This window comes from Cellulosimicrobium cellulans (genome assembly GCF_016907755.1).
Classification (GTDB): domain Bacteria; phylum Actinomycetota; class Actinomycetes; order Actinomycetales; family Cellulomonadaceae; genus Cellulosimicrobium; species Cellulosimicrobium cellulans_D.
The window spans coordinates 765,072-791,577 of record NZ_JAFBCN010000001.1 but is presented as its reverse complement, the minus strand read 5'-3'; the positions used below and the strand labels follow the sequence as shown (position 1 = coordinate 791,577).

The window sequence follows — 26,506 nt, the reverse complement described above, 5'->3', positions numbered from 1 at the left end:
GCGTAGGGTCGCGGGGTGGGTGCCGCGCCGTTCCTCGCCGCGACGCTGCCGGTCCTGGACCTCGCGGTCGCGTCGGTCGCCGCCGTGCGCGACGCCGCGGCCCGCGCGGGCGGGTTCGACGCCGGCCCGCCCCCTGACCCCGAGCGCGTCGCCGCGGCGTTCGCGAGCGACCGGCTGCTCCGCGTCGACGGCGCCCCGGTGGACGGCTTCGCCCCGCTCTCGGGCTTCTTCCGGACCGCGGACGGCTGGGTTCGCACGCACGCGAACTACCCGCACCACCGCGCGCGGCTGCTCACCCTCCTCGACCTGCCCGCGTCGGCGGACGGGACGGCGACGCGCGGCGCCGTCGTCGCCGCCCTCGCCACGCAGTCGGCCCAGGACGTCGAGGACCGCGCGGCACGGTGTGGCGCGATCGCCGTGCGCGTCCGCACCGAGGACGCGTGGCGCGCGTCCGCGCCCGGCCGGGCGACGGCGTCGGACCCACCGGTGCGCACGGTCGTGCGCGAGGACGCCGCGCCCGCGCGCCCGCTCGGGTCCGGGCCGCGCCCGCTCGCCGGGCTCCGGGTGCTCGACCTCACGCGTGTCATCGCGGGCCCGGTCGCGACGCGTACGCTCGCCCTGCTCGGCGCGGACGTGCTGCGCGTCGACCCGCCGGGGCTGCCGGAGATCGAGGTCCAGCACCTCGACACGGGACAGGGCAAGCGGTCGGCGCTGCTCGACCTCGCGACGCGCGACGGCCTCGCCCGCGCCCAGGGCCTGCTCGACGAGGCCGACGTGCTGGTGACCGGCTACCGCCCGGGCGCGATCGAGGCGTTCGGCCTGAGGCTCCCGTCCGGTGCCGTGCACGCGCGCGTCAGCGCGTGGGGCGACGACGGCCCGTGGGCCGGGCGGCGCGGCTTCGACTCGATCGTCCAGGCGGTGAGCGGGATCGCGCTCGTGGAGGGGTCGCGGGACGGCACCGCGTGCGCTCCCGAGGACGCCGCGCCCGGCGCCCTGCCCGCCCAGGCGCTCGACCACGCGACGGGCTACCTCGTCGCGGCCGCGGTGGTCGAGGCGCTCACCGACCGCACGACCGACGGCCGCGGGCGCGAGGTCGACGGCGCGCTCGCCCGGACCGCCCGCGCCCTGCTCGCCGCACCGGGCCGCGACCCCGCGCACGCCGCGCCGCACGTGCCCGGGGCGGGCTGCGTCGTCGACCACCCCGCGCGCCTGGACGGACGGGACGTCGCGGCGACGACGACGCGCCCCGCGCTCGACCGTCTCGCGGGCGCTCCGCTCGACGACTACCCCGCCCCGGCCCGGCCGTGGGGTGCGGACGCGCCGCGGTGGGCGGCGTGAGAGTCGAGCCCGAGGTCGCGGTCCGCCGCCTGCGGCGGGCGCGCGCCTACATGGACGTGACGTTCCGTCAGCCGCCGACCGCCGCTCGTACGGCGTCGAGGCCGTGCTCGCCGACGACTCGGGCGACGGGTTCAGCCCCACGGAAGGCCCCACGTCCCGGCCCCGCTGACCGGGCTACTGCTTGGCCATCGCGATCCGCATCCGTTCCTCCGGGCTCACGAGGTGGTCGTGGCTGTCCGTGCCGACGTCGAGCACGACGCGGTGCAGGCGCCCGGTGAAGCGGCTCGTGCGCGTCGTGTAGTCCGGGGAGACGCAGGTCCCGGACTCGTAGCCGATGTCCGTGGTCTCGTCGGCCGAGAACACCATGGGCTGGGTCGCCTCGACCCGGCCCCGGCCCACCGGGGCGTCGTCGTGGAAGAGGGTGACGTCCCCGCCCTTGGCGAGCCCTCCGCCGTCGTACGCGAACTCCATGCGGATGGCGTGGCTCCCGGCGGGGACCGGCTCGTCCGCGACGGCGGTGAACAGCTGGATCCCGAGGACGTTGTAGGTGAAGGTGAGCCGGCCCTCGTGCACGTACAGGCTCCAGCCGCCGAACCGGCCGCCCTGGGCGATGATCACGCCCTCGGCGCCGGTGCTCGGCACCTCGACGTCCGCCGAGACGGAGAACGACCGGTTCTTCATGCTCACGACGCTGTTCTCCGACAGTCGTCCCATGCCCGGGTAGAAGACCTGCGACGTCCCCCGGATGAGCGTCGGTCGACCGGCCATCGACGGTTCGAGGCGCTCCGACGTCCGATCGTCCATCGGGAGGACGTTGTACTTCGTGGCCTCGATGAGCCACAGGCGCTGGAGCCTCGCGAGGACGTCCGGGTGCTCGGCGGCGAGGTCGTGCGCCTGGCTGAAGTCGCGGGACCCGTCGTAGAGCTCCCACACGTCGTCGTCGAACGCAGGGAGCTCGCCGCCGACCATCACCCACGGCGTGCGGTGCTTGGTGACGGCGCTCCAGCCCCGGTGGTAGATCCCGCGGTTGGCGAACATCTCGAAGTACTGCAGGTCGTGCCGCTCCGGGGCGTCGGCCTCGTCGAGCGCGTACAGCATGCTCGTCCCCTCCATCGGCGACTGCTGCACCCCGTTGACCACCGTCGGCTCGGGCAGACCCGCCGCCTCGAGGATGGTCGGCGCGATGTCGACGACGTGGGTGAACTGCGAGCGCAGGCCACCCTTCTCGGCGATGCGGCTCGGCCAGTGCACGATCGTCCCGTTGCGGGTGCCGCCCCAGTGCGACGCGACCTGCTTGGTCCACTGGAAGGGCGTGTCCATCGCCCACGCCCACCCGACGGCGTAGTGGTTGTACGAGCTGGGCGAGCCGAGCTCGTCCATCTTCGAGCGCATGAAGTCCGGCGTCTCGAGGGCGGCCATGCCGTTGAAGTTCGCCATCTCGTTGAACGCGCCGTTGAGCGTCCCCTCGGCCGACGCACCGTTGTCGCCGACGATGTAGTACACGAGCGTGTCGTCGAGGACTCCCAGCTCCTCGAGCGTGTCGATCAGTCGTCCCACGTGGTGGTCGGTGTGCTCGAGAAACCCGGCGTAGACCTCCATCTGACGCGCGAGCACGGGCTTGAGCTCGTCCGGCATGTCGTCCCACGCGGGGATCTCGTCGTGCCGCACGGTGAGCTCGGCGTCCTGCGGGACGACGCCCAGCTCCTTCTGCCGCGCGAACGTGTGCTCGCGCTGGACGTCCCACCCGTCGTCGAACGCGCCGCGGTACTTCTCGACCCACTCAGGAGGCACGTGGTGCGGGGCGTGGGTCGCGCCCGGGGCGAGGTAGACGAAGAAGGGCCGGTCCGGCATGAGCGCCTTCTGCTGGCGTACCCACACCGTGGCGTGGTCCACGAGGTCCTCGGTGAGGTGGTACCCCTCCTCGGGCGTCGCCGGCGGCTCGACCGGGGTCGTGCCGTCGTACAGCGCCGGGTCCCACTGGTTGTTCTCGCCACCGATGAACCCGTAGAACGTCTCGAAGCCACCGCCACCCGTGGGCCAGGCGTCGAACGGGCCCAGCGGCGACGACTGCCACACCGGAACCTCGTGGCACTTGCCGAACTGCGCCGTCGAGTATCCGTTGAGCCGCAGTGTCAGCGCGAGGGGCGCCTTGGTGTTGGGTCGCACCGAGCTGTTGCCCGGCGCCGAGGTCGCGGTCTCCGTGATGCTGCCCATGCCGACCGAGTGGTGGTTGCGACCGGTGAGCAGCGCCTGCCGCGTCGGAGCGCACAGCGCCGTGGTGTGGAAGCGGTTGAAGCGGAGCCCGCCCGCGGCAAGACGCTCTGCCGTCGGCGTGCTGCAGGGCCCGCCGAACGCGCTCGACGCGCCGAAGCCGACGTCGTCGAGGAGGATCACGACGACGTTGGGTGCACCCTCCGGCGGCAGCAGCGGCTCGATCGGGGGGTAGGAGGTCTCGGGGTCCTTCGCGTCGTACGTGGTGAGGCCGCTCGGCGGCCGGTCCGGGATCGGGAGCATCGCGCGGGCGTGCCGGTCGGGGCGCATGGGCCCTCCACTCGGTCGGGTCGGACGGACGCCTCCGACGCTAGGGGCGCGGTCGCCGTCCCACATCACCCAGATGGAGTGAGAGGTCGGCCCCGGACCGGACGTCCGACACCGAGGACCTCAGCTGTGGTCGAGGCGGCGCAGGATCGCGCCCTCGCGCAGCGCCCACGGGCAGATCTCGACCTCGTCGACGCCGAGCGCGCGCATCGTCTCGACGGCGACGACACCGCCCGCGACGATCTGGAACGTGCGCTCCGGCGTGATGCCGGGCAGGGCGGTGCGCCCCTCCGCCGTGATGCGCGCGAGCCGCGGCACCCAGTCGGCGAGCTGCGAGCGGCGCATGCGCCACCGGTCGTCCGGGCCGACGGACTCGGTCTGCATGCCCGCGAGGCGCGCGAGCGAGCGGAACGTCTTGGACGTGGCCACGACGTGGTCGGGCGCGGGCAGCGCCCGGAAGGCCTCGACGGTGGGGGCGAGCGTCGCGCGCACGTGCTCGCGCAGTGCCTCGACGTGCTCGGGGGCGGGCGGGTCGTCGGGCAGGAACGCCATCGTCATGCGCCCGGCGCCGAGCGGCACGGAGGCCGCGAGGTCGGGCTCCTCGTCGACGCCGGACGCGATCTCGAGCGAGCCGCCGCCGATGTCGAGGACGAGGAGGCGGCCCGCGGCCCAGCCGTGCCACCGCCGCGCGGCGAGGAACGTCAGGCGCGACTCGTCCTCGCCGGAGAGCACGCGCACCGGCTGGCCGACGCGCTCGCCGATCGCGGCGAGCACCTCGGGCCCGTTGGTCGCGTCGCGCAGGGCCGACGTCGCCATGGGCAGCATCTCGTCGACGCCGGACTCACGGGCGAGCGCCATCGCGTCGTCGACCGCCGTGAGCATCGCGGCGACGCCCTCGGGCGACAGCGACCCGTCGGGCTGGAGGTAGCGCATGATGCGCACGACGGTCCGCGCGCCCGCCGCCTGCACGGGGCGCGCCGCGTACGCGGCGTCCACGACGGCGAGGTGCACGGTGTTCGAGCCGATGTCGAGGACGCCCAGGCGCGTGGTGGTGCTCACGCGCCGAGCCTAGCGGCGAGGGCCGCCGTCGGGCGGGTTGCCCGACGACGGCCCTCGTGCGGGAGCGCGCGCTCCCTGTCGCGACCGGACCGCGGGTCAGCCGCAGTCGAGCGCCTCGTACGCGGCGTCGACGTGGGACACCGTGCCGTCCGCGGCGACGACGGTCACGGTCGCCGTGCCCGCCTCGACGGACGTGGTGCGCGTCGTGAACGACTGGTAGGCGTTCTTGCCCGGCTGGACGTGCCGGACCGTGCGCTCGCCGAACGGCGTCGTGAGGGTGACGTCGACGGGCTCGTCGGCCGTGCTGGTCGCGCGGACCGCGACGAACGCCCGGCCCCCGAGGCAGCGCGCGCTCGCCTCGACGGTCACCGGCGCGGGCGGGGCCGCCGCGGAGACCGACGGGATGCGGTCGGCCGCCCCGGTGCCCCACGTGAGGCCCGCGCTCGTGTCGGCGAGGTCGAAGTCGAGCGTGCCGCCGTCCTGGAGCGCCGCGACGTCGAGCCAGGCCGCGGTGTGCGCGGCGCCGTCGACCTCGAGGCCCGCGACGTAGCTCGGGAGCTTCTCGTTCGCGCCCGCCGCGTCGATCTGCAGGGTCGCCCCGGCGTCGGTCGTGAGCGTCGCGGCCTGCACCTTGGGCGCGTTGAGCGCGAGGATGCCGGACCCCGGCATGACGGGCTCGAAGCCGAGCGACGCCATGACGTACCAGGCGGCGAGCGTGCCGAGGTCGTCGTTGCCCACGCCGCCGCCGGGGGTGTCCGGGAAGCGGTTGAGGTTCGCGGCGAGCACGTCGTTCGTCTTCCACGGCTGCCCGACGTACCCGTAGAGCCACGCGTTCGTGATGGTCGGCTCGTTGCCCGGGTTGTAGCGGATCGTCGTGTAGTACGAGCTGCCGCCCTTGGCCCATGTGCTCGGCGAGACGCCGGGGTTCGCGGCGAGCGCCGGCTGGTCGAAGTAGTAGTCGAGACGCTCGACGAAGCCGTCCTCGCCGCCCATGACCTCCTGGAGACCCGTGACGTCCTGCGGCACCATCCACTGGTACTGCCACGGCACGCCCTCGTGGAAGCCGGAGCGCGTGACGTCGGTCAGCTCGGGGAGCGTGACGAACTCGCCCGTCGGACGCTTCGCGTTGACCATGCCCTGGAAGCCGCCCGAGAGCTGGACGTCCGGGTTCCACAGGTTGCGCCAGTTGCGGCCCTTGTCGAGGAACGCCTGGCCGCCGTCACGGCCGGTGCGCTCCGCCGCGGCGCCGAGGCTCGCGTCGGCGAGCGCGAGCTCGAGCGTGGCCGAGCCGCCGTGGCGGTACTCCTCGAACTGGCCGCCGAGGCCGCCCTCGTTCTCGGGGTAGAACGGCACGTGGCCGTGCTCGGCGTAGAACTCGGTGCTGCGGCGACCGACCGACGCGACGTCCGACGGGGGCGTCGTGGTCGCGTTCTCCACGAGGTAGCCCCACAGCTCGTCGGCGATGTCGTCGGGGACGGTGCCGAGCGCGAAGTTCTCCGCGAGCCACGGCGTGACGGGGTCGCCCGCCATGATGTTCGTCTCCAGCGCGCCGAGCGACCAGCGCGGGAGCCAGCCGCCCTCGACGCGGTGCTGGTACATCGAGCGCACGATGTCCTGCGCGCGCTCGGGCAGGAGCAGCGCGTGCAGCGTCGCCTGGGTGCGGTACGTGTCCCAGAGCGAGAAGTTCTGGTAGTAGTCCCAGCCGTCGGCCTGGTGGACCTCGAGGTCGGTACCGCGGTACTGCCCGTCGACGTCGCTGCCGATCGTCGGGGACAGCAGGGTCTTGTAGAGCTGGGTGTAGAAGACGCGGCGCTGGTCGGGCGACGCGTCGATCGCGGCGCGGCCGAGCTCGGCGTTCCACGCGTCGCGGGCTTCCTCGCGCACGGTGTCGAACGCGACCTGGCCGCCCTCCGCGGTGGCCTCCGCGTCGCGGTTGGCGCGCGCGCCGTCGACGCTCACGAAGGACACGCCGACGCTCACCTCGACGTCGCGGTCGCTCGTCGTGTCGAACACCGCGACGGCGCCGTTGTTGCCCTGCGCGACCTCGCTCGTCGTGGAGCCGGCGACGTACCGCGCGTCGGTCCCCCACGTGCCGCTCGACGCGACCGGCCGGTCGAACGTCGCGCTGAAGAAGTACCGCTGCTTGTCCGGCGTGCCACCGCAGAACCCGCCGTTGTCGACCCAGCCCTCGAGCGTGCGGTCGTCGACCCACGTCACCGAGCTCGCGCCGGCGTCGCGCAGCGTCTGGCCCACGTTGAAGGACAGGTGCGACGTCGTCGAGGCGGGGAACGTGTAGCGGTGCGCGCCGACGCGCGTGGTCGCGCTGAGCTCGGCGCGCACGTCGTTCGCGAGCGTCACCTCGTAGAACCCGGCGGACGCGTGCTCGGTGTTCTTCTGGTCCTTGATGGCGATGAAGGAGCGCGACGTGCGCGGCATCGCGCTCGTGTCCGGCGTGACGAGCAGCTCGCCCGCCGCGGGGCAGCCCGCGCTGTTGACGTGCCGGTGGCTGAAGCCCCACACGCGCCCGGCGTTCGTGCTGTACGACGTCGAGGCGTAGGAGTTCGTGTTGTCCGGGCTGAGCTGGACCATGCCGAACGGCACGGTCGCGCCCGGGTAGGCGTTGCCCTCGCTCTCGGTGCCGACGAACGGGTTGACCTCGAGCGTGAGGTCGTCGCCCGCGGTCGCGGTGACGGTGCCCTCGGTGCCGGGGGCGGCGCCCGCGGCGGCGGGCAGCAGCGTGCCCGGCGCGACGGCGAGCGCGAGCCCGGCGGCGAGCAGGGCGAGTCGTGGTCGTCTCATGCCATGTCCTCTTCGACGTGCGACCGGGCTGCGTCGCCCGGGGTGCCCCGGGTCCGTCGGCCAGGTGCCGCCCGGGCCGCTCGTGGCGGGGCGACGGTGCTCCTGGTCGACGACGGGCGTCCGCCGGTCACTCTCTCCCGGCGATGACTGCGCTGTCAATTGCATGCCCGGGCGAACGACCAGGTCGACCGTGAAGGGGTGCCGGCAGCCGAACCCGGGGTGGCTCCTCAGCGCGCAGCAGGTGTGGGGAGCGACCCCGGGCTCGTCGGCCGTGCGGTGGTCGCCGCCTCGTCGGCGAGCGCCTGCGCGTCCGCGACGACGGCGCGCTCCTCCGCCTGGGCGGCCGCGACGGCCTCGGCCCGGGCCTCGACGATCGCGCGGTGCAGGTCGGCGTGGACGCGGCGTCGCACGGCGCGCGCGATCTCGTCGGACTCGTCCGGCTCCACCGGGTCGCCGTCCGCCTCGCGCAGCGCGACGACGTCCGCGACCTCGAGCGCGACGCGCCGCTCCGCGTCGGCGAGCAGCGCGACGACGGCCGTGTCCGCCGCGCGGCCGAGCCGCGTCTCCTCGAACGCGCGCGTCGCGTCGTCCACGATCGCGCGGGCCTGCACGACGAGCTCCGACGCGATGGACGGCGAGTGCGCGGCGAGCGTCGCGAGGTCGTAGAGCAGCACGCCCTCGACGTCCGCGACGCGCGGGTCGACGTCGCGGTGCAGCGCGAGGTCGAGCACGACGGTCGGCCGGGCCTCGGGCTCGTCGCCCGCCCGGACGGCGGCGCGCTCGCGCGCCCGGACCACCGCGGCGGCGTCGAGCACGTGCTCGATGGCCTGCTCGCGGCGGGCCGCGGCCGGGCCGTCGTCGCCGACGAGCGCGCGGCCCCGCGCCCCGCTGCACGACACGACGAGGTCCGCGTCCTCCAGCGCCGCGACGAGGTCCGTCACGGCCTCGACCCCGCGCGCGGCGGCGAACTCCTCCGCGCGGCCGGACTGCGAGTAGACGCGCACGTCGTCGCACCCGAGCGCACGCAGCGCTGCGAGGCTCGCGCCCGCGTACGACCCCGTCCCGATGAGGACGGTCCGCACCTGGTGCCACGGGGGCAGCTCGGCCGCCGCCAGGTCGAGGCCCAGTGCGACCACCGAGCGGCCCGCGCCGCCGAGCGTCGTCTGCGTGCTGACCTTCTTCGACGTGCGCGACGCCGTCTGGAACAGGAGCTCGAGCGTGGAGGAGGTGACGCCGTCGGCGTGCGCGGTCTCCAGGGCGCGCTTCACCTGGCCGGCGATCTCGCGCTCCCCCACGACCATCGAGTCCAGACCCGACGCGACGGCGAACAGGTGCTCGGCGACCTCGGTCCCGGCGCGCGTGCGGAACGACGCGAGCGCCTCGGCCGGGGCGACGCCCGACGCGTCGGCGACCATGCGCGCGACGTGCTCGGTCGCGTGCTGCACGCCCGTCCCGTCGAGGGGTGCGTCCACGTCGAGGTACAGCTCGAACCGGTTGCACGTCGCGAGGACGACGGCACCGGTGATCACGTCGCACGCCGCGACCGCGGAGCCGCCGATCGAGTGGGCCCCGGTGGAGAGTCGTTCCAGGGCGTCGAGGTCGAGCTCGTGGTGGCTGGCCGTGAGGGAGAGAAGAGCCACAGTGCCTCCGATTTAATCATTCCACCGGGAGGGAGGCAGAATCGGTAGCTGTGATTCCTGTCGCCCTTTCCCCGGGCCATCCCCTGACCGACGGCCGCACGGACCGTTCGCCGCTCGTGCAGGCACTGCGCGCGGGCACGACGGGAAATCGCCCGGAAATCACACCGGTGTGGTTCATGCGCCAGGCGGGCCGCTCGCTGCCCGAGTACCGCGCGGCCCGCGAGGGCGTGAGCATGCTCGACTCGTGCCTGCGCCCCGACCTCGCGTCGGAGATCACGCTCCAGCCGGTGCGCCGCCACGGCGTGGACGCGGGGATCTTCTTCTCCGACATCGTCGTGCCGCTGCGGCTCGCGGGCGTCGAGGTCGACATCGCGCCGGGCGTCGGCCCGGTCATGGGCCAGGCGTACCGGACGCCCGACGACGTCGCACGCCTGGTGGAGACCGAGCTCACCGAGGAGTCGCTCGCCCCGATCCGGGAGGCCGTCGCGCTGACCGTCGACGCGCTCGGCACGACCCCGCTCATCGGGTTCGCCGGGGCCCCGTTCACGCTCGCGGCCTACCTCGTCGAGGGGCGCCCGTCGCGCGACCACCTCGCGGCCCGCACGCTGCTGCGCGGCGACCCGGAGACGTGGCAGCGCCTCGTCGACTGGGCCGCCGACCTCACCGGCACGTTCCTGCGGACGCAGGTCGAGGCGGGCGCGAGCGCCGCCCAGCTCTTCGACTCGTGGGCGGGCTCGCTCTCGCGCGCGGACTACGCGGCGGGCGCCGCCCCGGCGAGCACGCGCGCGCTCACCCACGTCGCCGACCTCGGCGTGCCGGTCGTGCACTTCGGCACCGGCACGGAGCACCTGCTCCCCGCGATGCGCGACGCCGTCACCGCGGCCGGGGTGCGGGACGTGGCCGTGGGCGTCGACTACCGCACGCCGCTCGACGACGCCGCCCGGCTCCTCGCCGACGGCCACGCGCCCGTCCCGGTCCAGGGCAACGTCGACCCCGCGCTGCTCGCCGCGCCGTGGGACGTGCTCGAGGCGCACGTGCGCGACGTCGTGCGCCGCGGACGCACCGCGCCCGGGCACGTGGTGAACCTCGGGCACGGCGTGCCGCCGGACACCGACCCGGACGTCCTCACGCGTGTCGTCGGCCTGGTCCACGCGCTCGGCGCAGACTGGACGGGACAGGACGACGCGCACGAGGAGGCGACCCGACGGTGAGCACCGAGCCGACGACGTCCCGCACCTCCCCCGGGGCCGTCCCCGAGGGGGTGGACGCGGTCGTCGTCGGCGCGGGGGTCGCGGGCCTCACCGCGGCCCGGTCCTTGCGCGAGCAGGGGCTGCGCGTCGTCGTGCTGGAGGCTGCGGACGTCCCCGGCGGGCCGGTCCGCGGCGGCGACCTGCCCGGCCTCGACGGCGTGCGCGTCGACCTCGGCGCCGAGTCCTTCGCGGCCCGCGGCACGGCCGTCGGCGACCTGGTCTCCGCGCTCGGCCTCGACGTCGTCGAGCCGTCGGGCGCGGGCGCCTGGGGCTACGCCGCCGGCCGCGCCTACCCGCTGCCCCGCGCGGGCGTGCTCGGGATCCCGGCCCAGCCGTGGTCTCGCGACGTCCGCCGCGCGGTCGGGGTCGGCGGGGCGCTGCGCGCGAGCCTCGACCGCGTCCTGCCCCGCCGCTTCACCGACCTGCGCACGCTCGAGACGTTCGCGCGCTCGCGCATGGGGACGCGCGTCACGGAACGCCTCGTCTCGCCCGTCGCCGCAGGGGTCCACTCGGCGCCGCTCGACCGGCTGGACGTCGCCGCCGTCGCGCCAGGGCTCCGCGAGGCGTTCGAGCGCGAGGGGTCGCTCGCGCGGGCCGTCGCGTCGCTGCGCGCGCTCGCCCCGGCAGGCTCGGCCGTGCGCGGCATCGACGGCGGCATGCACCGGCTCGTCGAGGAGCTCGCCGCCGGGACCGACGTCCGCGTGCAGCACGAGGTCACGGACGTCGCCCGCAGGGACGCGAGCCGTTCCGACGAGGGCCCCCGCCCCGGCGCCTGGGTCGTGCGGGCGCAGACGCCGGACGGGCCGGTCGAGCTCGCGGCGCCGCGCCTCGTCGTGACGACCCCGGCGCTCGTGGACGCGCTCGGCCCGCTCGTCGGCACCGCGGCGGACCTGCTGCCCGACCCGGAGCCCGGCGCGGACGTCCGCCTCGTCACGCTCCTCCTCCGCGCTCCCGAGCTCGACGACGCGCCGCGCGGGACCGGCCTGCTCGTCGCCCCGCCGCACCGGGACGCGGGCCGCGCCGTGCCGCCGTCGGACGTCGAGGCCAAGGCGCTGACCCACTCGACCGCCAAGTGGCCGTGGCTGCGCGACCGCGTGCGCGCCACCGTCGGACCGGGCCACCACGTGGTGCGACTCAGCTACGGCCGCATCGGCGCGACGACGGAGCCCGACCTCGACCGCGTCGTCACCGACGCCTCCCGGCTCTTCGGCGTGGACCTGCACGGCCGCGTGCTCGGGCACGTCGTGACGCGCTGGAACGGCGCGCTGCCCCCGCCCACCCCCGCGTTCCGGCGCGAGGTGGCGGCGTTCGTCGCCCGGGTCGACGCCGTCCCCGGGCTCGGCGTGACCGGGGGCTGGATCGCCGGGACGGGGCTCGCGGCGATCGTCGGACACGCCCAGGAATGTGCGCGCGGCCTCGCCGGCGTGGAGTGAGGCAATCCTGAGCGGAATCCCGAGAAAGGGGAACGGCAATTCCTCAGGAATTGTCCTGACGTATTGTCGGAACGTTCCTGACCGAGCGTCAGGACCACGTCACTCCGGCGGGCATTTCCCCCGTCGTGACGTGCGCATTTCCGCGCACCGCCGAAGTGGGGAGAGACTGGGACCGTGAGCCCTGCAGGTACCCCTCCCCTCCGCGTGGGCACGCGCGGCAGCGCCCTCGCCACCACCCAGACCGGCCACGTCGCCCGACGCCTCGAAGAGCTGACCGGCCGCGACGTCGAGATCGTGCGCATCCGCACCGACGGCGACGTCCTCACCGGGTCGCTCGCCCAGATGGGCGGTACCGGCGTGTTCGTCACCGCGCTGCGCGAGGCGCTGCTCGACGGGCGGTGCGACGTCGCCGTCCACTCCCTCAAGGACCTCCCGACCGAGCCCGCCCCCGGGCTGACCGTCGTCACGCCGGAGCGCGAGAACCCGCGCGACGTGCTGTGCGCGCGCGGCGGCCTCACCATCGCGACGCTCCCGCGCGCGGCGCGCGTCGGCACCGGGTCACCCCGGCGCGCTGCGCAGCTCCGCTCCGTCCGGCCGGACCTCGACGTCGTCGACATCCGCGGCAACGTCGACACCCGCCTCGCCCGGGCGCTCGGCCCGGACGCCGACCTCGACGCCGTCGTGCTCGCCTACGCGGGGCTCGCGCGGCTCGGCCGGCTCGACGCGGTGTCCGAGGTCGTCGACACCGCGATCATGGCGCCCGCCGCCGGGCAGGGTGCCCTCGCGGTGGAGGTGCGCACGACGTCGCTCGACGACCCCGTGCTCGCGCGCGCCCTCCACGACCTCGACCACGAGCCGACGCGCCTCGCCGTGCTCGCCGAGCGGTCGCTCCTCGCGCGCCTCGAGGCCGGCTGCGCCGCGCCGGTCGGCGCGCACGCCCTGGTCGAGGACGGCGAGATCGTGCTGACCGCCGTCGTCGCCCGGGTCGACGGCGTCGAGCAGCTCACGCACTCGGGCCGCACCACCGTGCCGGTCGGCGCGACGTCGCAGGACGCGCGGGACGACGCCGCCCGCGCGCTCGGCGTGCGCGTCGCCGACGCGCTCCTCGCCGACGGCGCCGCCCGCCTCGCCCCGCTCCGCGAGACGGGCTCCGGGCCCGGGGGGCGAGCAGCGACGGTCGAGCCGGTGACGGCCCCCGCCGCCGACGCCGTCCCGTCGCCCGACCGCGCCGTCGAGACCGCGCGCGAGCAGCTCCGCGACGGCGGCTACCGCGGCGAGGACGGATGACCCCGGGCCCCCTGCGCGACCCGTCGCGCGGCCCCGCGCCCGTCGTCCCGCCCCCGCCGGAGCGGCCGACCCCGCACGGCGACGCCGAGACCGCCGGCCCGGCGTCGGCCCCGCACGCCGCGAGCGCGACGCTCGCCGGGCGCACGGTCCTCGTCCCGCGTGCTCCCGAGCGCGCCGCCGGGCTCGCGGCGACGCTCCGTCACGCCGGTGCGCGCGTCCTCGTCAGCCCCGCGATCGAGCGCGCCCGGGTCGAGGACGCCGCCCCCGTGGACGGCGCCGTCGCCCGCCTCGCGCACGGCGACTTCGCCTGGGTCGTCGTGACGAGCGTCAACGCGATCGACGAGCTCGTCGCGAGCGCCGCCCGCCAGGGCGTCGACCTGAGTGACGCCGCCCGTCGGTCCCGCTGGGCCGCCGTCGGGCCCGCCACCCGCCGTGCCCTCGAAGCCGTCGGCATCCAGGTCGACCTCGAGCCGACCGAGAACTCCGCCCGCGGCCTCGTCGCCGCCTTCACGACCCTCGCCTCGACCGACCACGCCTCTACCTCGGCCAACCCGGGCTCTCCCTCGGCGGACCAGGGCTCTCCCTCGCGAGGTAGAGGCGTGGTGCTGCTCCCGCAAGGGGACCTCGCCGCGCCGACGATGCACGACGGCCTGCACGACCTGGGCTACGTCCCGCACGTCGTCACCGTCTACCGCACCGTCACGCACGCGCTCGCGCCGGAGGTCGTCGCGGCGTGGCGCGCGGGCGAGGTGGACGCCGTCGTGCTGACGTCGGGGAGCGTCGCGCGCGAGGTCGCCCGGCAGCTCGGTCCGCGCGACGACGTGGCGGGCGTCGCGATCGGCGACCCGACCGCCCGGACGGCGCGCGCCGTCGGGCTGCGGCTCGACGTCGTGGCGGAGCGCCCGACCGACGCCGCGCTCGCCGCCGCCGTGGATGCGGCCCTGACCACCGCCCTGTCGGGCGACCCGGCCGCACCCCAGGCTGCCGACCCGACCGGCGCCGTCGACCCGACCGACGAAGGAGACCCCTCGTGACCCACTTGCCTGCCGGGCACCACCGGCCGCGCCGCCTGCGCACGAGCCCGCGCGTGCGCCGGCTCGTCACCGAGACGCGCGTGCACGCGTCGGACCTGATGCTGCCGCTGTTCGTCAAGGAGGGCCTCGACGCGCCGCGCCCGATCTCGTCGATGCCGGGCGTCGTGCAGCACACAGAGACGACGCTCGCGGACGCGGTGCGCGCCGCCGCACGCGCCGGGGTCGGCGGCGTCATGCTGTTCGGCATCCCCGCCGAGCGCGACGCGACCGGGACGCAGGCCGACGCCGAGGACGGGATCCTGCAGCGCGGCATCCGGATCGCGGTCGAGGCGGCGCGCGAGCACGCGAACGGAGGGCCGGTCGTCATGGCGGACACGTGCCTCGACGAGTTCACCGACCACGGGCACTGCGGCGTGCTCACCACCGGCCGCGACGGGTCCGCGGTCGTGGACAACGACGCGACGCTCGACCGCTATGCGTCGATGGCCGTCGCGCAGGCGCGCGCGGGCGCGGACGTCGTGGCGCCGTCGGGCATGATGGACGGCCAGGTCGGCGTGATCCGCGAGGCGCTGGACGCCGCGGGGTTCGACGACGTGGGCATCCTCGCCTACTCCGCGAAGTACGCGAGCGCGTTCTACGGGCCGTTCCGGGAGGCCGTGGACTCGGCGCTCCAGGGCGACCGCCGCACGTACCAGATGGACGCGGGCAACGCGCGCGAGGGTCTGCGCGAGGCCGACCTCGACCTCGCCGAGGGCGCGGACATGGTCATGGTCAAGCCCGCGGGCTCGTACCTGGACGTGCTCGCCGCGGTCGCGGAGATGTCGCCGGTGCCCGTCGCGGCGTACCAGGTGTCGGGCGAGTACGCGATGATCGAGGCCGCCGCCGCGAACGGCTGGATCGACCGGCGCGGCGCGATCACGGAGTCGGTGCTGGGCATCAAGCGCGCCGGCGCGGACGTGATCCTCACCTACTGGGCGACGGAGCTCGCGGGCTGGCTGGACGAGAACGACGGAAGGACGCGGGCATGACGGACACCGGAGGCTTCGGGACGGCCGAGGCGGTCCAGGCGGAGAACGCGGCGCTGTTCGGTGCGCCGGGCGCGGGCGGGGCGGACAACCACGCCGCGTTCGTGCGCGCGCAGGGCGTGCTGCCGGGCGGCGTCAGCTCGCCGGTCCGCGCCTACGGGTCGGTGGGGGGCGACCCGCGGTTCCTCGCCTCGGCCCGGGGCCCGTACGTCACCGACGTCGCGGGGCGCGAGTACGTCGACCTCGTGTGCTCGTGGGGCCCGGCGCTGCTGGGGCACGCGCAGCCCGACGTCGTCGCGGCGGTCCAGGAGGCCGCGGCGCGCGGGCTGTCGTTCGGCGCCCCGACGCTCGGCGAGGTCGAGCTCGCGGAGGAGATCCGCCGCCGGGTGCCCGCCGCGGAGCGCGTGCGCCTCGTCTCGACCGGCACCGAGGCGACGATGACCGCGATCCGGCTCGCGCGCGGCGTGACCGGGCGCGACGTCGTCGTGAAGTTCGCCGGCTGCTACCACGGGCACGTGGACGCGCTGCTCGCGGAGGCGGGCTCGGGCGTCGCGACGCTCGCCCTGCCCGGCTCGGCCGGGGTCACGGAGGCGACGGCGGCCGAGACGCTCGTGCTCCCGTACAACGACCTCGCGGCGGTCGAGGCGGCGTTCGCGGAGCGCGGCTCCGAGATCGCGGCCGTCATCACCGAGGCGTCGCCCGCGAACATGGGCGTCGTACCGCCCGCGGAGGGCTTCAACGAGGGACTGCGCCGCATCACCGCCGCGCACGGCGCGCTGCTGGTCCTCGACGAGGTGCTCACGGGCTTCCGCGTCGGGCCGAGCGGCTGGTGGGGGCTGGAGAACGCGGTGCTGCGCGGCCAGGGCGCGGACGGCTACACGCCCGACCTGTTCACGTTCGGCAAGGTCGTGGGCGGCGGGATGCCGGTCGCCGCGGTCGGCGGCCCGGCGGCGGTCATGGACCAGCTCGCACCCCTCGGCCCCGTCTACCAGGCGGGCACGCTGTCCGGGAACCCGGTCGCCGTCGCGGCCGGCCTCGCGACGCTGCGCCTCGCCGACGACGCGGTGTACGCGCGCGTGGACGAGGTCGCGGGCGTGCTCTCGTCGGCCGTGGGCTCGGCGCTCGACGCCGCGGGGGTCCCGCACCGCGTGCAGCGTGCGGGTTCGCTGTTCTCCGTCTTCTTCGGCGACCTCGCCGCGAGCGCGGGCGTGCGCGACTACGCGCAGGCCCAGGCGCAGGAGACCTTCCGGTACCGCGCGTTCTTCCACGCGATGCTCGACGCGGGCGTGAGCCTCCCGCCGTCGGTGTTCGAGGCGTGGTTCGTCTCCGCCGCCCACGACGACGCCGCCGTCTCCCGCATCCTCGACGCCTTCCCCGCGGCCGCCCGCGCCGCCGCGGACGCGGCCCCGGCCTGACCGCCCGGGGCCCCGCCCACCCCCCCGGACGCCGAACACGACGTTGGTGTCGTCATCCCTCGGATAACGACACCAACGTCGTATTCGACCGCGCTGGACCGTGTGCTCGGCCGCGCAGGGGCGCGCGGGGGGGCGCAGCGTCAGTACGTCGCGGCCTGCCCCGCCTGCCTGCCGAGCGAGCGGATCTGGACGCCGAACGCGATGAGCATGACGCCCCAGAGGATCGCGAAGATCGCGAGGATCCAGACGATCGAGACCAGCCCGGCGTCGACGTTGAACAGCACGAGCAGACCGAAGACGAGACCCAGGAGGCCGGCGAAGACGCCCCAGCCCCATCCGCTGCCGGGCACCTTGCGCAGGTCGAGGCTCGCGACGGTCTGGAACAGGCCGTAGACGACGGCCCAGAAGCCGACGATCCACGTGAGGACGACCGCGGTCTTGCCCGGCCAGACGAGCAGCACGATGCCGACGGCGAGGCTGAGGACGCCCATGGTCACGAGGAACGCGGTGCCGCTGCCGGTGCCGCGGCGCCGGATGCCCTCGATGATCTCGACGAGGCCGTCGACGACCGCGAAGATGCCGATGACCCAGATGATCACGGCCGCGGTCTTGTCCGGCCACGCCAGGGCGACGATGCCGAAGAGGATGGCGAGCACCCCGCGGAGCACTGGCCAGTACCAGACCTGCTTCGCGGTGCTGGAGAAGGCGGTGAGGATCGGGTCCTGCGTCGTCATGGTCACTCCCCGTGCTAGGTGACGGGCCGGCTCACCGGCGGCCTGGGGCCTGTGTCGCCTCCCGCTTCGCCTCCATGGAACACCCAGAAATCCCGCGTGTCGCGGCGAAGCGCGCGTTTCGCCCGCTCGTGCGGGACGGTCACGCTCGCGCGGGTCGCGGCGCGAGGGCCGGCGCGGGTGCGCGCCGCCGTCGACCCGACCAGATCACGAGGGCGGCCAGCGCGAGCACGGCCGTGAACGCGAGGACCGGGCCCGCGAAGAACGGGCCGATCCGCTTGTCCGCCACGACCGCGTAGGTCGGCGCGTACGCGACGTCGGCACCGGCCGGCCCGAACGCGAAGTCGGAGACGATCTCCGTCCCCGGGTCGGTGAAGACCTGCTCGTGCGACGTGACGAAGCTGCCGGCGGCGAGGAGCTCGGCGAGCTCGTCGGAGCCCACCGACGCCGGGTCGACGCGGCCCGCGAACCGCACCGTCGGCTCGGTCGCGGCAGCGGTCGCGTCCGTGCGGTCGACCCGGTGGTCGGCCAGGACGTACGTGCGCGTGCTCTGGGTGTCGTCGGCGACGGCGGACATGCGCATGGGGTAGACGAGCGAACCGCTCGCGAACGTGACGCGCAGGGGCTGCAGCGTCCCGTCGAACGCGGCCGCCTCCTCCGGCGCGAGCCGGGCGGCGACGAACGACCAGCCCTCGTTCACGTACGGCACGAGCGCAGTCTGGATCGACTCGGGGAGCTGGAACCCCCGCTCCGTGAGCCACGCCCCGAGCGCACCCGGGTCGGTCGCGCCGAGCGTCGTGACGTCGAGCGGGCCGAGCCGCACCTCGTCGAGCACCGCGACCCCCGCCGGCGCGCCGGCGCCGTCGCTCCCGGCCGCGCCGAACCCCAGCTCGGGCCACCACCGGTAGTCGGAGACGACGGCGCGGGGTTGCGTGAGGTCGTCGAGCTCGCGGAAGACCTTCGGGTCCGCGAGCGCGACCTCGGCCGGCGCGGGGGTGGGCAGCAGCAGCCCGACCTCCGGGGCGTTGGACAGCGCGTCGAGCTCCAGCAGCATCGTCTCGGTCGTCCCGTCCCACTGGAGCACGGCCGTCTCCTGCGAGACCGACGTGTCGTACGCGGGCCCGTCGACGAGACCGCCGCACGCGCACGCGCCCGCCGACGGTGCCGCGACGACGCCCGCGCCCGCGAGCGCGAGCGCGACCGCCGCTGCGCGGACCGCCCGTCCTGCTCCCGCTCCCCTGCTCATGCTTGGGAGGCTAGGGGGGCGCCAGGGGCCTCGCGCGGCGAGCGCCGCAATCGTGATGAGGCCGTGACAGCAGCGTGACCCGCCGAGCCCCCGCGACCGGCCCGAGACCCGCCGTCGGGCAGGAGCCGGGGACGGCGTCAGGCGACCGCCGCGCTCACTCCGAGGTGCACGAGGATGCCGAGGACGACGGCCCACGCCGTGACCGCGACGACCCCCCAGGTGAAGACGCGGGCGCGCGGCGCACCGAACCCGACCATGGCGGCTGCGGTGACGTGGCTCGGCAGCAGCAGGGGCCCGAGAAGACTGACGCCGGGCACGCCGTACCGGTCGAACACCTTCCGCATCCGCTGCTGCTTGGGCGACTGCGCGGCGGCTCGTCCGCGCGTGACGCCCGAGCGGGCGGCACCGATGAGCCAGACGACGAGCGCGAGGGCGATCGCGTTGCCCACCACGGCGGCGACGATCGCGACGACGGGGTTCACCCCCGCGACGACCCCGAGGATCGCCGCCCCCTCGGCCTCGACGTAGGGGATCGCGCCCGCGAGCAGGACCCCGACCCAGCGCAGCAGGGGCGGAAGACCCTGGGTGAGCTCCTGGAGCCCGGTGACGATGTCGGTCATGGTGCGCCTCTCGTTGTGGGTGCCTCCAGCCTCTCGGCGGCGCGGGCGCGTCGACAGTGCGCCCGCTCACCGGAGGACGTGGGACCGTCACCGCGCAGGCATGACAGGTGTCACGACCCTCGTCGTCGGGCGACAGGGACCGGCGTACCCTTGGGGGGTATCCATCCGTTACCCTGGTGGGGTATAAGACGACGATCGCCCGCGGTCACGGCACCGCGCCCTGGACGAGGAGGAGAGCATGACCGACACCACAGAGGCCCCCGCCGTCGCGCACGAGCACGCGGCCCACACCGGTCCGCACGGCTACGCGTCCGACAAGGAGGCGTACCTCAAGCGCATGCGCCGCATCGAGGGCCAGGTGCGCGGCATCGCGCGCATGATCGACGAGGACGTCTACTGCATCGACATCCTCACGCAGGTCTCCGCCGTCACGAAGGCGCTGCAGGCCGTGAGCATCGGCCTCGTCGAGGACCACCTCGGCCACTGCGTCGTCGACGCGGCCCGCCAGTCCGAGGAGGAGGGCGCGGCCAAGGTCAAGGAGGCCGCCGACGCCATCGCCCGCCTCGTCCGCAGCTGACCCACCCCACCACCGAGGAGCACCATGAGCACCGTCACCACCCTGGGCGTCACCGGCATGACCTGCGGCAACTGCGTCGCGCACGTCACCAAGGACCTCGAGGCCGTCGCCGGCGTCGAGAACGTGAGCGTCGAGCTGCGCGTCGGCGGCGCGTCCGAGGTCACGGTCTTCTCCGACGACCCGCTCGACGAGGCCGCGCTGCGCGAGGCCGTGGACGAGGCCGGCTACGAGGTCGCGACGGTCGAGGTCCAGGAGGACGCGCTCGCCGCCCAGTACGCCGAGCAGGCCGCCGAGAAGCAGGAGGCGCACGCGTGCGCGTGCGGCTGCGGCACGGCGCCGAGCACGTCCACGGGCGACGCCGTCCCCGCGACGAAGACCTACGACCTCCAGGTCCCGCCCCGCTCCTGACCCGCGCGCGACCTGTCAGCACCCGGTCGCGGCATCACGCGACCTCCTGCTGACAGCGCCACTCCCGGGTGACCTGTCAGCAGGTGGTCGCCGTATCGCGCGAGCGGTCGCTGACAGGTCGCACCGCCCCGGTGCCCGACGCCGGGGCGTGCCTCGTCCGCACGAGGTCGCCTCCGCCGTCGGGCACCACCCACGGGCCGACCGTCGCCACCTCGACACGGCCCCGCGCCGCCCGTCCCCACCCGCTCGGGCGCGCACGCCGCGACGTCCGACACCACGGACCGCCGTCGGTGGCCTCCGTCAGAGCACCCGTCGAGGAGTCACCCGCATGACCGCCCAGCCCGCGCCCACCCCGACGACCGCCGACCCGCCGGGCGACGTCGTCGACGGTCGACCGTTCGCCGAGGTCGACCTCGCGATCGAGGGCATGACGTGCGCGTCCTGCGTCGCACGCGTCGAGAAGCGCCTCAACCGCGTCGACGGCGTCACCGCTACCGTCAACCTCCCGCTCGAGAGCGCGCACGTCGTCCTCGCCGCCGACGTCACCGACGCCGACCTCGTCGCTGCCGTCGAGAAAGCCGGCTACGCCGCCCGCGTCACCACACGGCGTGATCTCGCCCCCGTGGGCGAGGGTTCTCCCTCGCGGCACCACGGTTCTCCTCCGGCACACCAGGGGCCTACCTCGGCGGACCCCGGCTCTACCTCGGCGGACGGCGGGGAGTCCATCGTCGAGGCGACCGAGCGGCGGGACGATGCGAACGGCGTGGCAGGCCTGACCGAGCGAGACCCCAGGGCGAGCGCGGGAACGCAGGAGGATCGCGACCGAGTGGCAGGAGGTGCCCGAGGAACGAGGGCTCCGGACGGTGGCCCGAGCACCTCCGGCCACCCCGCCGGCGGACCCGACCGAGGCGCCGTGCTGCGGCAACGTCTCCGCGTCGCGGCGGTGCTGACCGTGCCGGTCGTCGCGCTGTCGATGGTCCCGGCGCTGCAGTTCACGGGCTGGCAGTGGGTCGTCGCGGCGCTCGCGCTGCCGGTCGTCACGTGGGGCGCGTGGCCGTTCCACACGGCGGCGTTCCGGGCCGCGCGGCACGGCGCGTCGACGATGGACACGCTGGTCTCGCTCGGGGTGGTCGCGGCGACGCTGTGGTCGCTGTGGGCGCTCCTGCTCGGCGGCGCGGGCGAGCTGGGGATGCGGATGCAGCCGACGCTGATCCCGTCCCGGGACGCGATGGGCACGCCGGAGCTGTACTTCGAGGTCGCGGCCGTCGTCACGACGTTCCTGCTCGCCGGCCGGTACGCGGAGCACCGGTCCAAGCGACGCGCGGGCGACGCGCTGCGGTCCCTGCTGGAGCTGGGCGCCAAGGACGCTGAGCGGGTCGTGCTCGGCCCGGACGGCTCTCCCCGCACGGGTGCCGACGGCGCGCGGGTCACCGAGCGCGTCCCGGTCGCGGACCTCGCGGCCGGGGACGTGTTCGTCGTGCGGCCGGGCGAGAAGGTCGCGACGGACGGCGTGGTGCTGGAGGGCTCGAGCGCGGTCGACACGTCGCTGCTCACGGGTGAGCCGGTGCCGGTCGACGTCGGCCCGGGCGACGACGTGACGGGCGCGACGGTCAACGCGGCGGGCGCGCTGCTGGTCCGGGCGACGCGCGTGGGCGAGGAGACGACGCTCGCGCAGATCGGGCGGCTCGTCACGCAGGCGCAGACGGGCAAGGCGCCGGTGCAGCGGCTCGCGGACCGGATCTCGGCGGTGTTCGTGCCGGTCGTGCTGGTGCTCGCGGTCGCGACGTTCGTCGGCTGGCTGCTCGCCGGGGCGGGCACGCAGTTCGCGTTCACCGCCGCCGTCGCGGTGCTCATCATCGCGTGCCCGTGCGCGCTCGGCCTGGCGACGCCGACGGCCCTGCTCGTCGGCACCGGCCGGGGTGCGCAGCTCGGCGTGCTCATCAAGGGCCCGGAGATCCTCGAGTCGACGCGGCGCGTGGACACCGTCGTGCTCGACAAGACGGGGACCGTCACCCAGGGCGCGATGGCGCTCGAGGCGGTCGTGACGCCGTCGGGCACCGTGCCGCTCGACACGTTGTCAGCGGACGGTCGCGCTCCGGCGCGACGAGACGCTGACAGGTCGCGCCGGGAGGTCGACGACGCGCGCGACGCCCTGCGGCACGCGGGCGCGGTCGAGGCGCTGAGCGAGCACCCGATCGCCCGGGCGGTCGCCGAGGCCGCGCGCCGGACGGCCGCATCGTCCTCGAACGGCGGGGACGCCCCGGTGGGGGCCGACGGCGTCATGATCGGCTCGCTGCAGGCGTTCGACTTCCGGAGCGAACCGGGCGGCGGGGTCGAGGCCGTCGTCCGCACCGCGCACTCCGGGCTCTCCCTGGGCGACGGCGGCGGGCTCACCGCGCGGCGCGTGCTCGTCGGGCAGCCGTCGTGGCTCGCGCACGAGGGCGTCTCGCCCGACCCGGCGCTCGACGGCGCGTTCGCGGCCGCCGAGGCGTCGGGGGCGAGCGCCGTCGTCGTCGCGTGGGACGGCCGGGCGCGCGCGGTGCTCGTTCTGCGCGACCCCGTGAAGCCGACGTCTGCCGAGGCGGTGCGCGAGCTGACAGACCTCGGCCTGCGGCCCTACCTGCTCACGGGCGACGGCGAGGGCGCGGCCCGCGAGGCGGCGCGCGCCGTCGGGATCGCGGAGTCGGACGTCGTCGCGCGCGTGCTCCCGGACCAGAAGGTCGACGTCGTCGCGCGGCTCCAGCGCGAGGGACGGGTCGTCGCGATGGTCGGGGACGGCGTGAACGACGCCGCCGCGCTCGCGACGGCGGACCTCGGGCTCGCGATGGGCACGGGGACGGACGTCGCGATCGAGGCGAGCGACCTCACGCTCGTGCGCGGGGACCTCCGCAGCGCGGCGACGGCGATCCGGCTCTCGCGCCGGACCCTGCGGATCATCCAGCAGAACCTGTTCTGGGCGTTCGCCTACAACGTGGCGGCGATCCCGCTCGCGGCGGCGGGCCTGCTCAACCCGATGATCGCGGGGGCGGCGATGGCCGCGAGCTCGGTGCTCGTCGTCGGGAACTCGCTGCGCCTGCGCCGCGCCGCCTGACCCGGCCCGCGCCGTCGCCGTCGCCGTCGCCGACCACGACGTTCGTCGCCGTCGAGCACGACGTTGCTGTCGTTATCCGCGGGATAACGACAGCAACGTCGTGTTCGGCACCGGGGGGTCAGCGGAAGCGGCGGCCCTCGTCGCGGCGGTAGGCGCCGACCGCGAGGGCGGCGAAGACCACCGTCCAGCCGAGGAGCACGAACCAGGCGCCCCCGTACGCCGGCTCGCCCGTGAGCGCCTGGACGAGCAGGTCACGGCCCGCGCGCGTCGGCGTGGCCATGGAGATGGCGTCCAGCCACGGGGGGAAGAGGAACGGCGGGAGGAACAGGCCGCCGGCGAACGCGAGCGGGAAGAGGATCACCTGCACGACCGGCAGCGCCGCCTTCGCGGACAGCGAGTAGCCGATCGCCATGCCGAGCAGCACGAACGGCACGGACACGAGCAGGACCGTCCCGACCCCCGCGAGGAGCTGGCTCCACGTGACGCTCGCGTCGGTGAACAGCCAGCCGATGAGGATGAGCGGGACGAGCCCGAACAGCGAGAAGACGCCGCCGTTGAGCACGCGCGCCGCCATGCGCGGCGTCGGGCCCGCCGGGAGCGAGCGCACGAACGGGTCGAACGGGAGCTGCCGGTCCTCCGCGACACCGAGCCCGTAGGTGAACAGGCTCGCCGAGCAGATCGCGAACAGGCCGAGCGACGCGACGGCCGTGGTCGCGGCCACGGGGTTGCCCGCGACCTCCTTCTGCGGCACGACGAAGAAGAACATCGCGAGCGCCGGGAACAGCAGGTTCCCCAGCACGGCGACCGGCACGCGCACGGTCTCGAGGAACTGGTACTTGAGGTGCAGCCAGGTCAGGCGCAGCGGCCCGGGAAGGGCCTTGGCGGGCGCGCCGCCCGGGAGGGTCGTGGTGGTCATCGTGCCCGTGCCTCCGTGGTCGGGGTCGCGTCGCGCGCGACCATCTGCTCGAACGCCTCCTCGAGGCTCGCGCCCCGGATCTCGAGGTCGTGGAAGTCGACGCCCGAGGTGACGAGCTCGCGCACGAGCGCGTCGGCGTCGGGCGTGTAGAGCTCCTGGCGGCCGTCGCCGAGGCGGTCGGACCGCACGACGCCGGGCCGGTCGGCGAGGTCCGAGGGCGACCCGACGACGACCCGCCGCAGCGACACGCGGCGCAGGATCGCGTCGAGCGAGGCGTCGGCCTTGACCACGCCCTGGTCGATGACGACGACGCGCTCCGCGAGCGCCTGCACCTCCTCCAGGTAGTGGCTGGTCAGGAGCACCGTCCCGCCGTCGGCGTGGTACGCGCGGATCGCGTCCCACAGGGCCTGGCGGGCGCTCACGTCGAGGCCCGTCGTCGGCTCGTCGAGCAGGACGACGCGCGGCCGGCCCACGAGGGAAAGCGCGACGGCGAGGCGGCGCTTCTGCCCGCCGGACATCGCTCCCGTCTGGCGGCCCGCGAGCTCGGTGAGCCCGAACTGGTCGAGCAGCTCCGCCGTCGGGACGGGGTCCGGGTAGTGGCCGGCGACGAAGTCGACGACCTCGCGGACCTTGAGCGTCGCGGGCAGGCCGGTCTCCTGGGGCGTGAGGCCGAGCGCGGCGCGGCTGCGCGCGTCCCGCGGGTCGCCGCCGAGCAGGCGGACCGTCCCGGCGTCGGGCCGGCGCTGCCCGCTGATCAGCGACAGCAGGGTCGACTTGCCGGCGCCGTTGGGGCCGAGCAGGCCGACGAGCTCGCCCGCCCCGACGGTCAGGGACACGTCGTCGAGCGCGACGACCGTGCCGAAGCGGCGGGTGACGTGGTCGACGGCGACGACCGGTCGGGCGGGGTCGGTGGCCGACACCGCGGGTTCGGTCGTGACGGCCCGGGAGGCTCTGGTGCTCGGGGCGTGGTCGGTGCTCATCCTGCGGCTCCCTTCAGGAGCGTGTTCAGGGCGGTCGTGTAGTCCTCGAAGGCGACACGGCCGCGGGCGGTGAGAGCGAGGTAGGTGGCCGGGGTGCGGCCCTCGTGGGTCTTGGTGACGGACACGTAGCCCGCGTCCTCGAGCTTGCGCAGGTGGGTGGAGAGGTTCCCGGCGGTCATGTCGAGGAGCTTCTGCAGCTTGGGGAAGGACAGCTCGTCCCCGGTCGGGAGGGTCGCGAGCGTCGCGACGACGCGCAGCCGCGCCGGGGCGTGGATGACGGGGTCGAGCTCGGTGTCAGGCATCGGCCGCGCCCTCCCCCGCCACCCGGGCGGGCGGGGCGCCGGCGGCGAGGCGGCGCCGTCGGACCTTGAGGACGTGCTCGACCACGGCCATGACGAGGAAGCCGCCGCCGCCCAGCGCACCCATGACGAGGTACGTGAGCGGGAGGCCGGCGATCGTCGCGACCCCGGCCACCAGGAGGATCCAGACCCCGACGACGTAGAGCCGCTGCTCGCAGAACGCGACGCCGCCCCCGAGGTAGAGCAGGCCGACGACGACGCACGCGAACGCGTTGCTGGCCAGCGCCATGACCTCCTCCGACGCCCCGGCACGGGCGAGCCCGCCGAGGACGAACCCGTAGGAGACGAAGCCGAGGGTCCACGACCAGCCGTACATCGTCCCCTGCCGGGCACTGACGCCACGGGTGCCGACCGTCCGCGTGACGGTGTGGACGATCGTGAACGCGATGGCCGCGGCGATGAGGCTGAAGAAGACCCAGAACGCCCACGGCTCGGGCTGGGCGCCCGCCATGCTCCCCGTCCCCGCGCCGCCGTGCACGGCGCTCGCCCAGAGGCACAGGTAGCCGACGAGCCAGGCGACCCCCCACGCGAGGAAGAGCAGCCGCGCGTCGGGCTCGGTCGCGTCCCGCGCGCGGTCCTGCTGCTCACGGATGAGGCGGAGCGTCTCGGCGACGTCGAGCGCCGGCTCGTCCGGCTCGGCCACCCCGTCGCGGGGATCGTCGCCGTGGTCCGTCGTCATGGTGTCCTCTCGAGGTCCTGAAAACTACTTTGCACTGCAAACCTGTTTGTAGGTTGCCACGGTGACGCCGGTCGCGCAACC

At 75.1% G+C, this 26,506-nt stretch carries 21 protein-coding genes; 10 read left to right on the top strand and 11 right to left on the bottom strand.

Annotated features, from left to right (window positions below; all coding sequences use genetic code 11):
- The first annotated feature begins 15 nt into the window (after positions 1 to 15).
- Entirely contained in the window at positions 16 to 1,338 is a 1,323-nt protein-coding gene (locus tag JOE63_RS03420; protein WP_204539139.1) for a CoA transferase, read from the top strand.
- A 174-nt stretch (positions 1,339 to 1,512) separates the two neighbouring features.
- Here the strand turns inward: JOE63_RS03420 and JOE63_RS03415 are convergent, their stop codons facing one another.
- The 4 genes from JOE63_RS03415 to JOE63_RS03400 all read right to left on the bottom strand — a co-directional run bounded on the left by JOE63_RS03415 (position 1,513) and on the right by JOE63_RS03400 (position 9,374).
- Complete coding sequence (locus JOE63_RS03415; RefSeq protein WP_204539135.1) at positions 1,513 to 3,879, bottom strand: arylsulfatase; 2,367 nt, start codon at positions 3,877 to 3,879, stop codon at positions 1,513 to 1,515.
- Between the two features lie 120 nt (positions 3,880 to 3,999).
- A complete protein-coding gene (locus JOE63_RS03410) occupies positions 4,000 to 4,935 on the bottom strand; it encodes a Ppx/GppA phosphatase family protein (protein ID WP_244286349.1) in 936 nt (311 codons plus the stop codon).
- Positions 4,936 to 5,031: 96 nt separating this feature from the next.
- Positions 5,032 to 7,734, bottom strand: coding sequence for a GH92 family glycosyl hydrolase (locus JOE63_RS03405; RefSeq protein ID WP_204539132.1), 2,703 nt, complete (start codon positions 7,732 to 7,734; stop codon positions 5,032 to 5,034).
- Between the two features lie 227 nt (positions 7,735 to 7,961).
- A complete protein-coding gene (locus JOE63_RS03400) occupies positions 7,962 to 9,374 on the bottom strand; it encodes a glutamyl-tRNA reductase (RefSeq protein WP_204539129.1) in 1,413 nt (470 codons plus the stop codon).
- Between the two features lie 50 nt (positions 9,375 to 9,424).
- Between JOE63_RS03400 and hemE the strand changes: the two genes are divergently transcribed.
- The 6 genes from hemE to hemL all read left to right on the top strand — a co-directional run bounded on the left by hemE (position 9,425) and on the right by hemL (position 16,818).
- Positions 9,425 to 10,585 carry a uroporphyrinogen decarboxylase gene (hemE, locus tag JOE63_RS03395; RefSeq protein ID WP_204539126.1) on the top strand — a complete coding sequence of 387 codons (1,161 nt, stop codon included), beginning with the start codon at positions 9,425 to 9,427 and terminating at the stop codon, positions 10,583 to 10,585.
- Positions 10,582 to 12,057 (top strand): protoporphyrinogen/coproporphyrinogen oxidase, encoded by a 1,476-nt coding sequence (locus JOE63_RS03390; protein ID WP_204539123.1) that lies wholly within the window; start codon positions 10,582 to 10,584, stop codon positions 12,055 to 12,057. Before hemE ends, JOE63_RS03390 begins: the two co-directional genes overlap by 4 nt.
- Before the next feature lie 174 nt (positions 12,058 to 12,231).
- Positions 12,232 to 13,344: a hydroxymethylbilane synthase gene (hemC, locus tag JOE63_RS03385; RefSeq protein WP_204539120.1), complete on the top strand. Its 1,113-nt coding sequence runs from the start codon at positions 12,232 to 12,234 to the stop codon at positions 13,342 to 13,344.
- On the top strand, positions 13,341 to 14,378 hold the full coding sequence (locus JOE63_RS03380) for a uroporphyrinogen-III synthase (RefSeq protein WP_204539117.1): 1,038 nt from the start codon (positions 13,341 to 13,343) through the stop codon (positions 14,376 to 14,378). Before hemC ends, JOE63_RS03380 begins: the two co-directional genes overlap by 4 nt.
- Positions 14,375 to 15,406, top strand: a complete 1,032-nt coding sequence (gene hemB / locus JOE63_RS03375) for a porphobilinogen synthase (protein ID WP_244286348.1) — start codon at positions 14,375 to 14,377, stop codon at positions 15,404 to 15,406. Before JOE63_RS03380 ends, hemB begins: the two co-directional genes overlap by 4 nt.
- Entirely contained in the window at positions 15,403 to 16,818 is a 1,416-nt protein-coding gene (hemL, locus tag JOE63_RS03370) for a glutamate-1-semialdehyde 2,1-aminomutase (RefSeq protein WP_087470740.1), read from the top strand. Before hemB ends, hemL begins: the two co-directional genes overlap by 4 nt.
- Positions 16,819 to 16,958: 140 nt before the next feature.
- Here hemL and JOE63_RS03365 read toward each other — a convergent pair whose 3' ends face one another.
- From JOE63_RS03365 to JOE63_RS03355, 3 genes are all read right to left on the bottom strand, one after another.
- On the bottom strand, positions 16,959 to 17,552 hold the full coding sequence (locus JOE63_RS03365) for an HdeD family acid-resistance protein (protein WP_157759551.1): 594 nt from the start codon (positions 17,550 to 17,552) through the stop codon (positions 16,959 to 16,961).
- 139 nt (positions 17,553 to 17,691) lie between these two features.
- Entirely contained in the window at positions 17,692 to 18,795 is a 1,104-nt protein-coding gene (locus tag JOE63_RS03360; RefSeq protein ID WP_204539114.1) for a DUF2330 domain-containing protein, read from the bottom strand.
- A gap of 137 nt (positions 18,796 to 18,932) precedes the next feature.
- Entirely contained in the window at positions 18,933 to 19,415 is a 483-nt protein-coding gene (locus JOE63_RS03355) for a hypothetical protein (RefSeq protein ID WP_087470737.1), read from the bottom strand.
- Positions 19,416 to 19,653: 238 nt separating this feature from the next.
- Here JOE63_RS03355 and JOE63_RS03350 point away from each other — a divergent pair, with 238 nt between their 5' ends.
- From JOE63_RS03350 to JOE63_RS03340, 3 genes are all read left to right on the top strand, one after another.
- Positions 19,654 to 19,992 (top strand): metal-sensitive transcriptional regulator, encoded by a 339-nt coding sequence (locus tag JOE63_RS03350; protein WP_087470736.1) that lies wholly within the window; start codon positions 19,654 to 19,656, stop codon positions 19,990 to 19,992.
- 24 nt (positions 19,993 to 20,016) lie between these two features.
- Positions 20,017 to 20,400: a heavy-metal-associated domain-containing protein gene (locus JOE63_RS03345; RefSeq protein WP_204539111.1), complete on the top strand. Its 384-nt coding sequence runs from the start codon at positions 20,017 to 20,019 to the stop codon at positions 20,398 to 20,400.
- A gap of 328 nt (positions 20,401 to 20,728) precedes the next feature.
- Complete coding sequence (locus JOE63_RS03340) at positions 20,729 to 23,491, top strand: heavy metal translocating P-type ATPase (protein WP_204539108.1); 2,763 nt, start codon at positions 20,729 to 20,731, stop codon at positions 23,489 to 23,491.
- A gap of 118 nt (positions 23,492 to 23,609) precedes the next feature.
- Here JOE63_RS03340 and JOE63_RS03335 read toward each other — a convergent pair whose 3' ends face one another.
- Genes JOE63_RS03335 through JOE63_RS03320 form a run of 4 tightly spaced genes read right to left on the bottom strand, consistent with a single transcriptional unit; the run spans position 23,610 to position 26,425 of the window.
- Positions 23,610 to 24,407, bottom strand: a complete 798-nt coding sequence (locus JOE63_RS03335) for an ABC transporter permease (RefSeq protein ID WP_204539105.1) — start codon at positions 24,405 to 24,407, stop codon at positions 23,610 to 23,612.
- A complete protein-coding gene (locus JOE63_RS03330; RefSeq protein ID WP_204539102.1) occupies positions 24,404 to 25,387 on the bottom strand; it encodes an ABC transporter ATP-binding protein in 984 nt (327 codons plus the stop codon). The genes JOE63_RS03335 and JOE63_RS03330 overlap by 4 nt, the downstream gene beginning before the upstream one ends.
- Positions 25,384 to 25,689 carry a transcriptional regulator gene (locus JOE63_RS03325; protein ID WP_087470732.1) on the bottom strand — a complete coding sequence of 102 codons (306 nt, stop codon included), beginning with the start codon at positions 25,687 to 25,689 and terminating at the stop codon, positions 25,384 to 25,386. Before JOE63_RS03325 ends, JOE63_RS03330 begins: the two co-directional genes overlap by 4 nt.
- Positions 25,682 to 26,425, bottom strand: a complete 744-nt coding sequence (locus JOE63_RS03320) for a hypothetical protein (RefSeq protein ID WP_204539099.1) — start codon at positions 26,423 to 26,425, stop codon at positions 25,682 to 25,684. The genes JOE63_RS03325 and JOE63_RS03320 overlap by 8 nt, the downstream gene beginning before the upstream one ends.
- Positions 26,426 to 26,506: the final 81 nt, after the last annotated feature.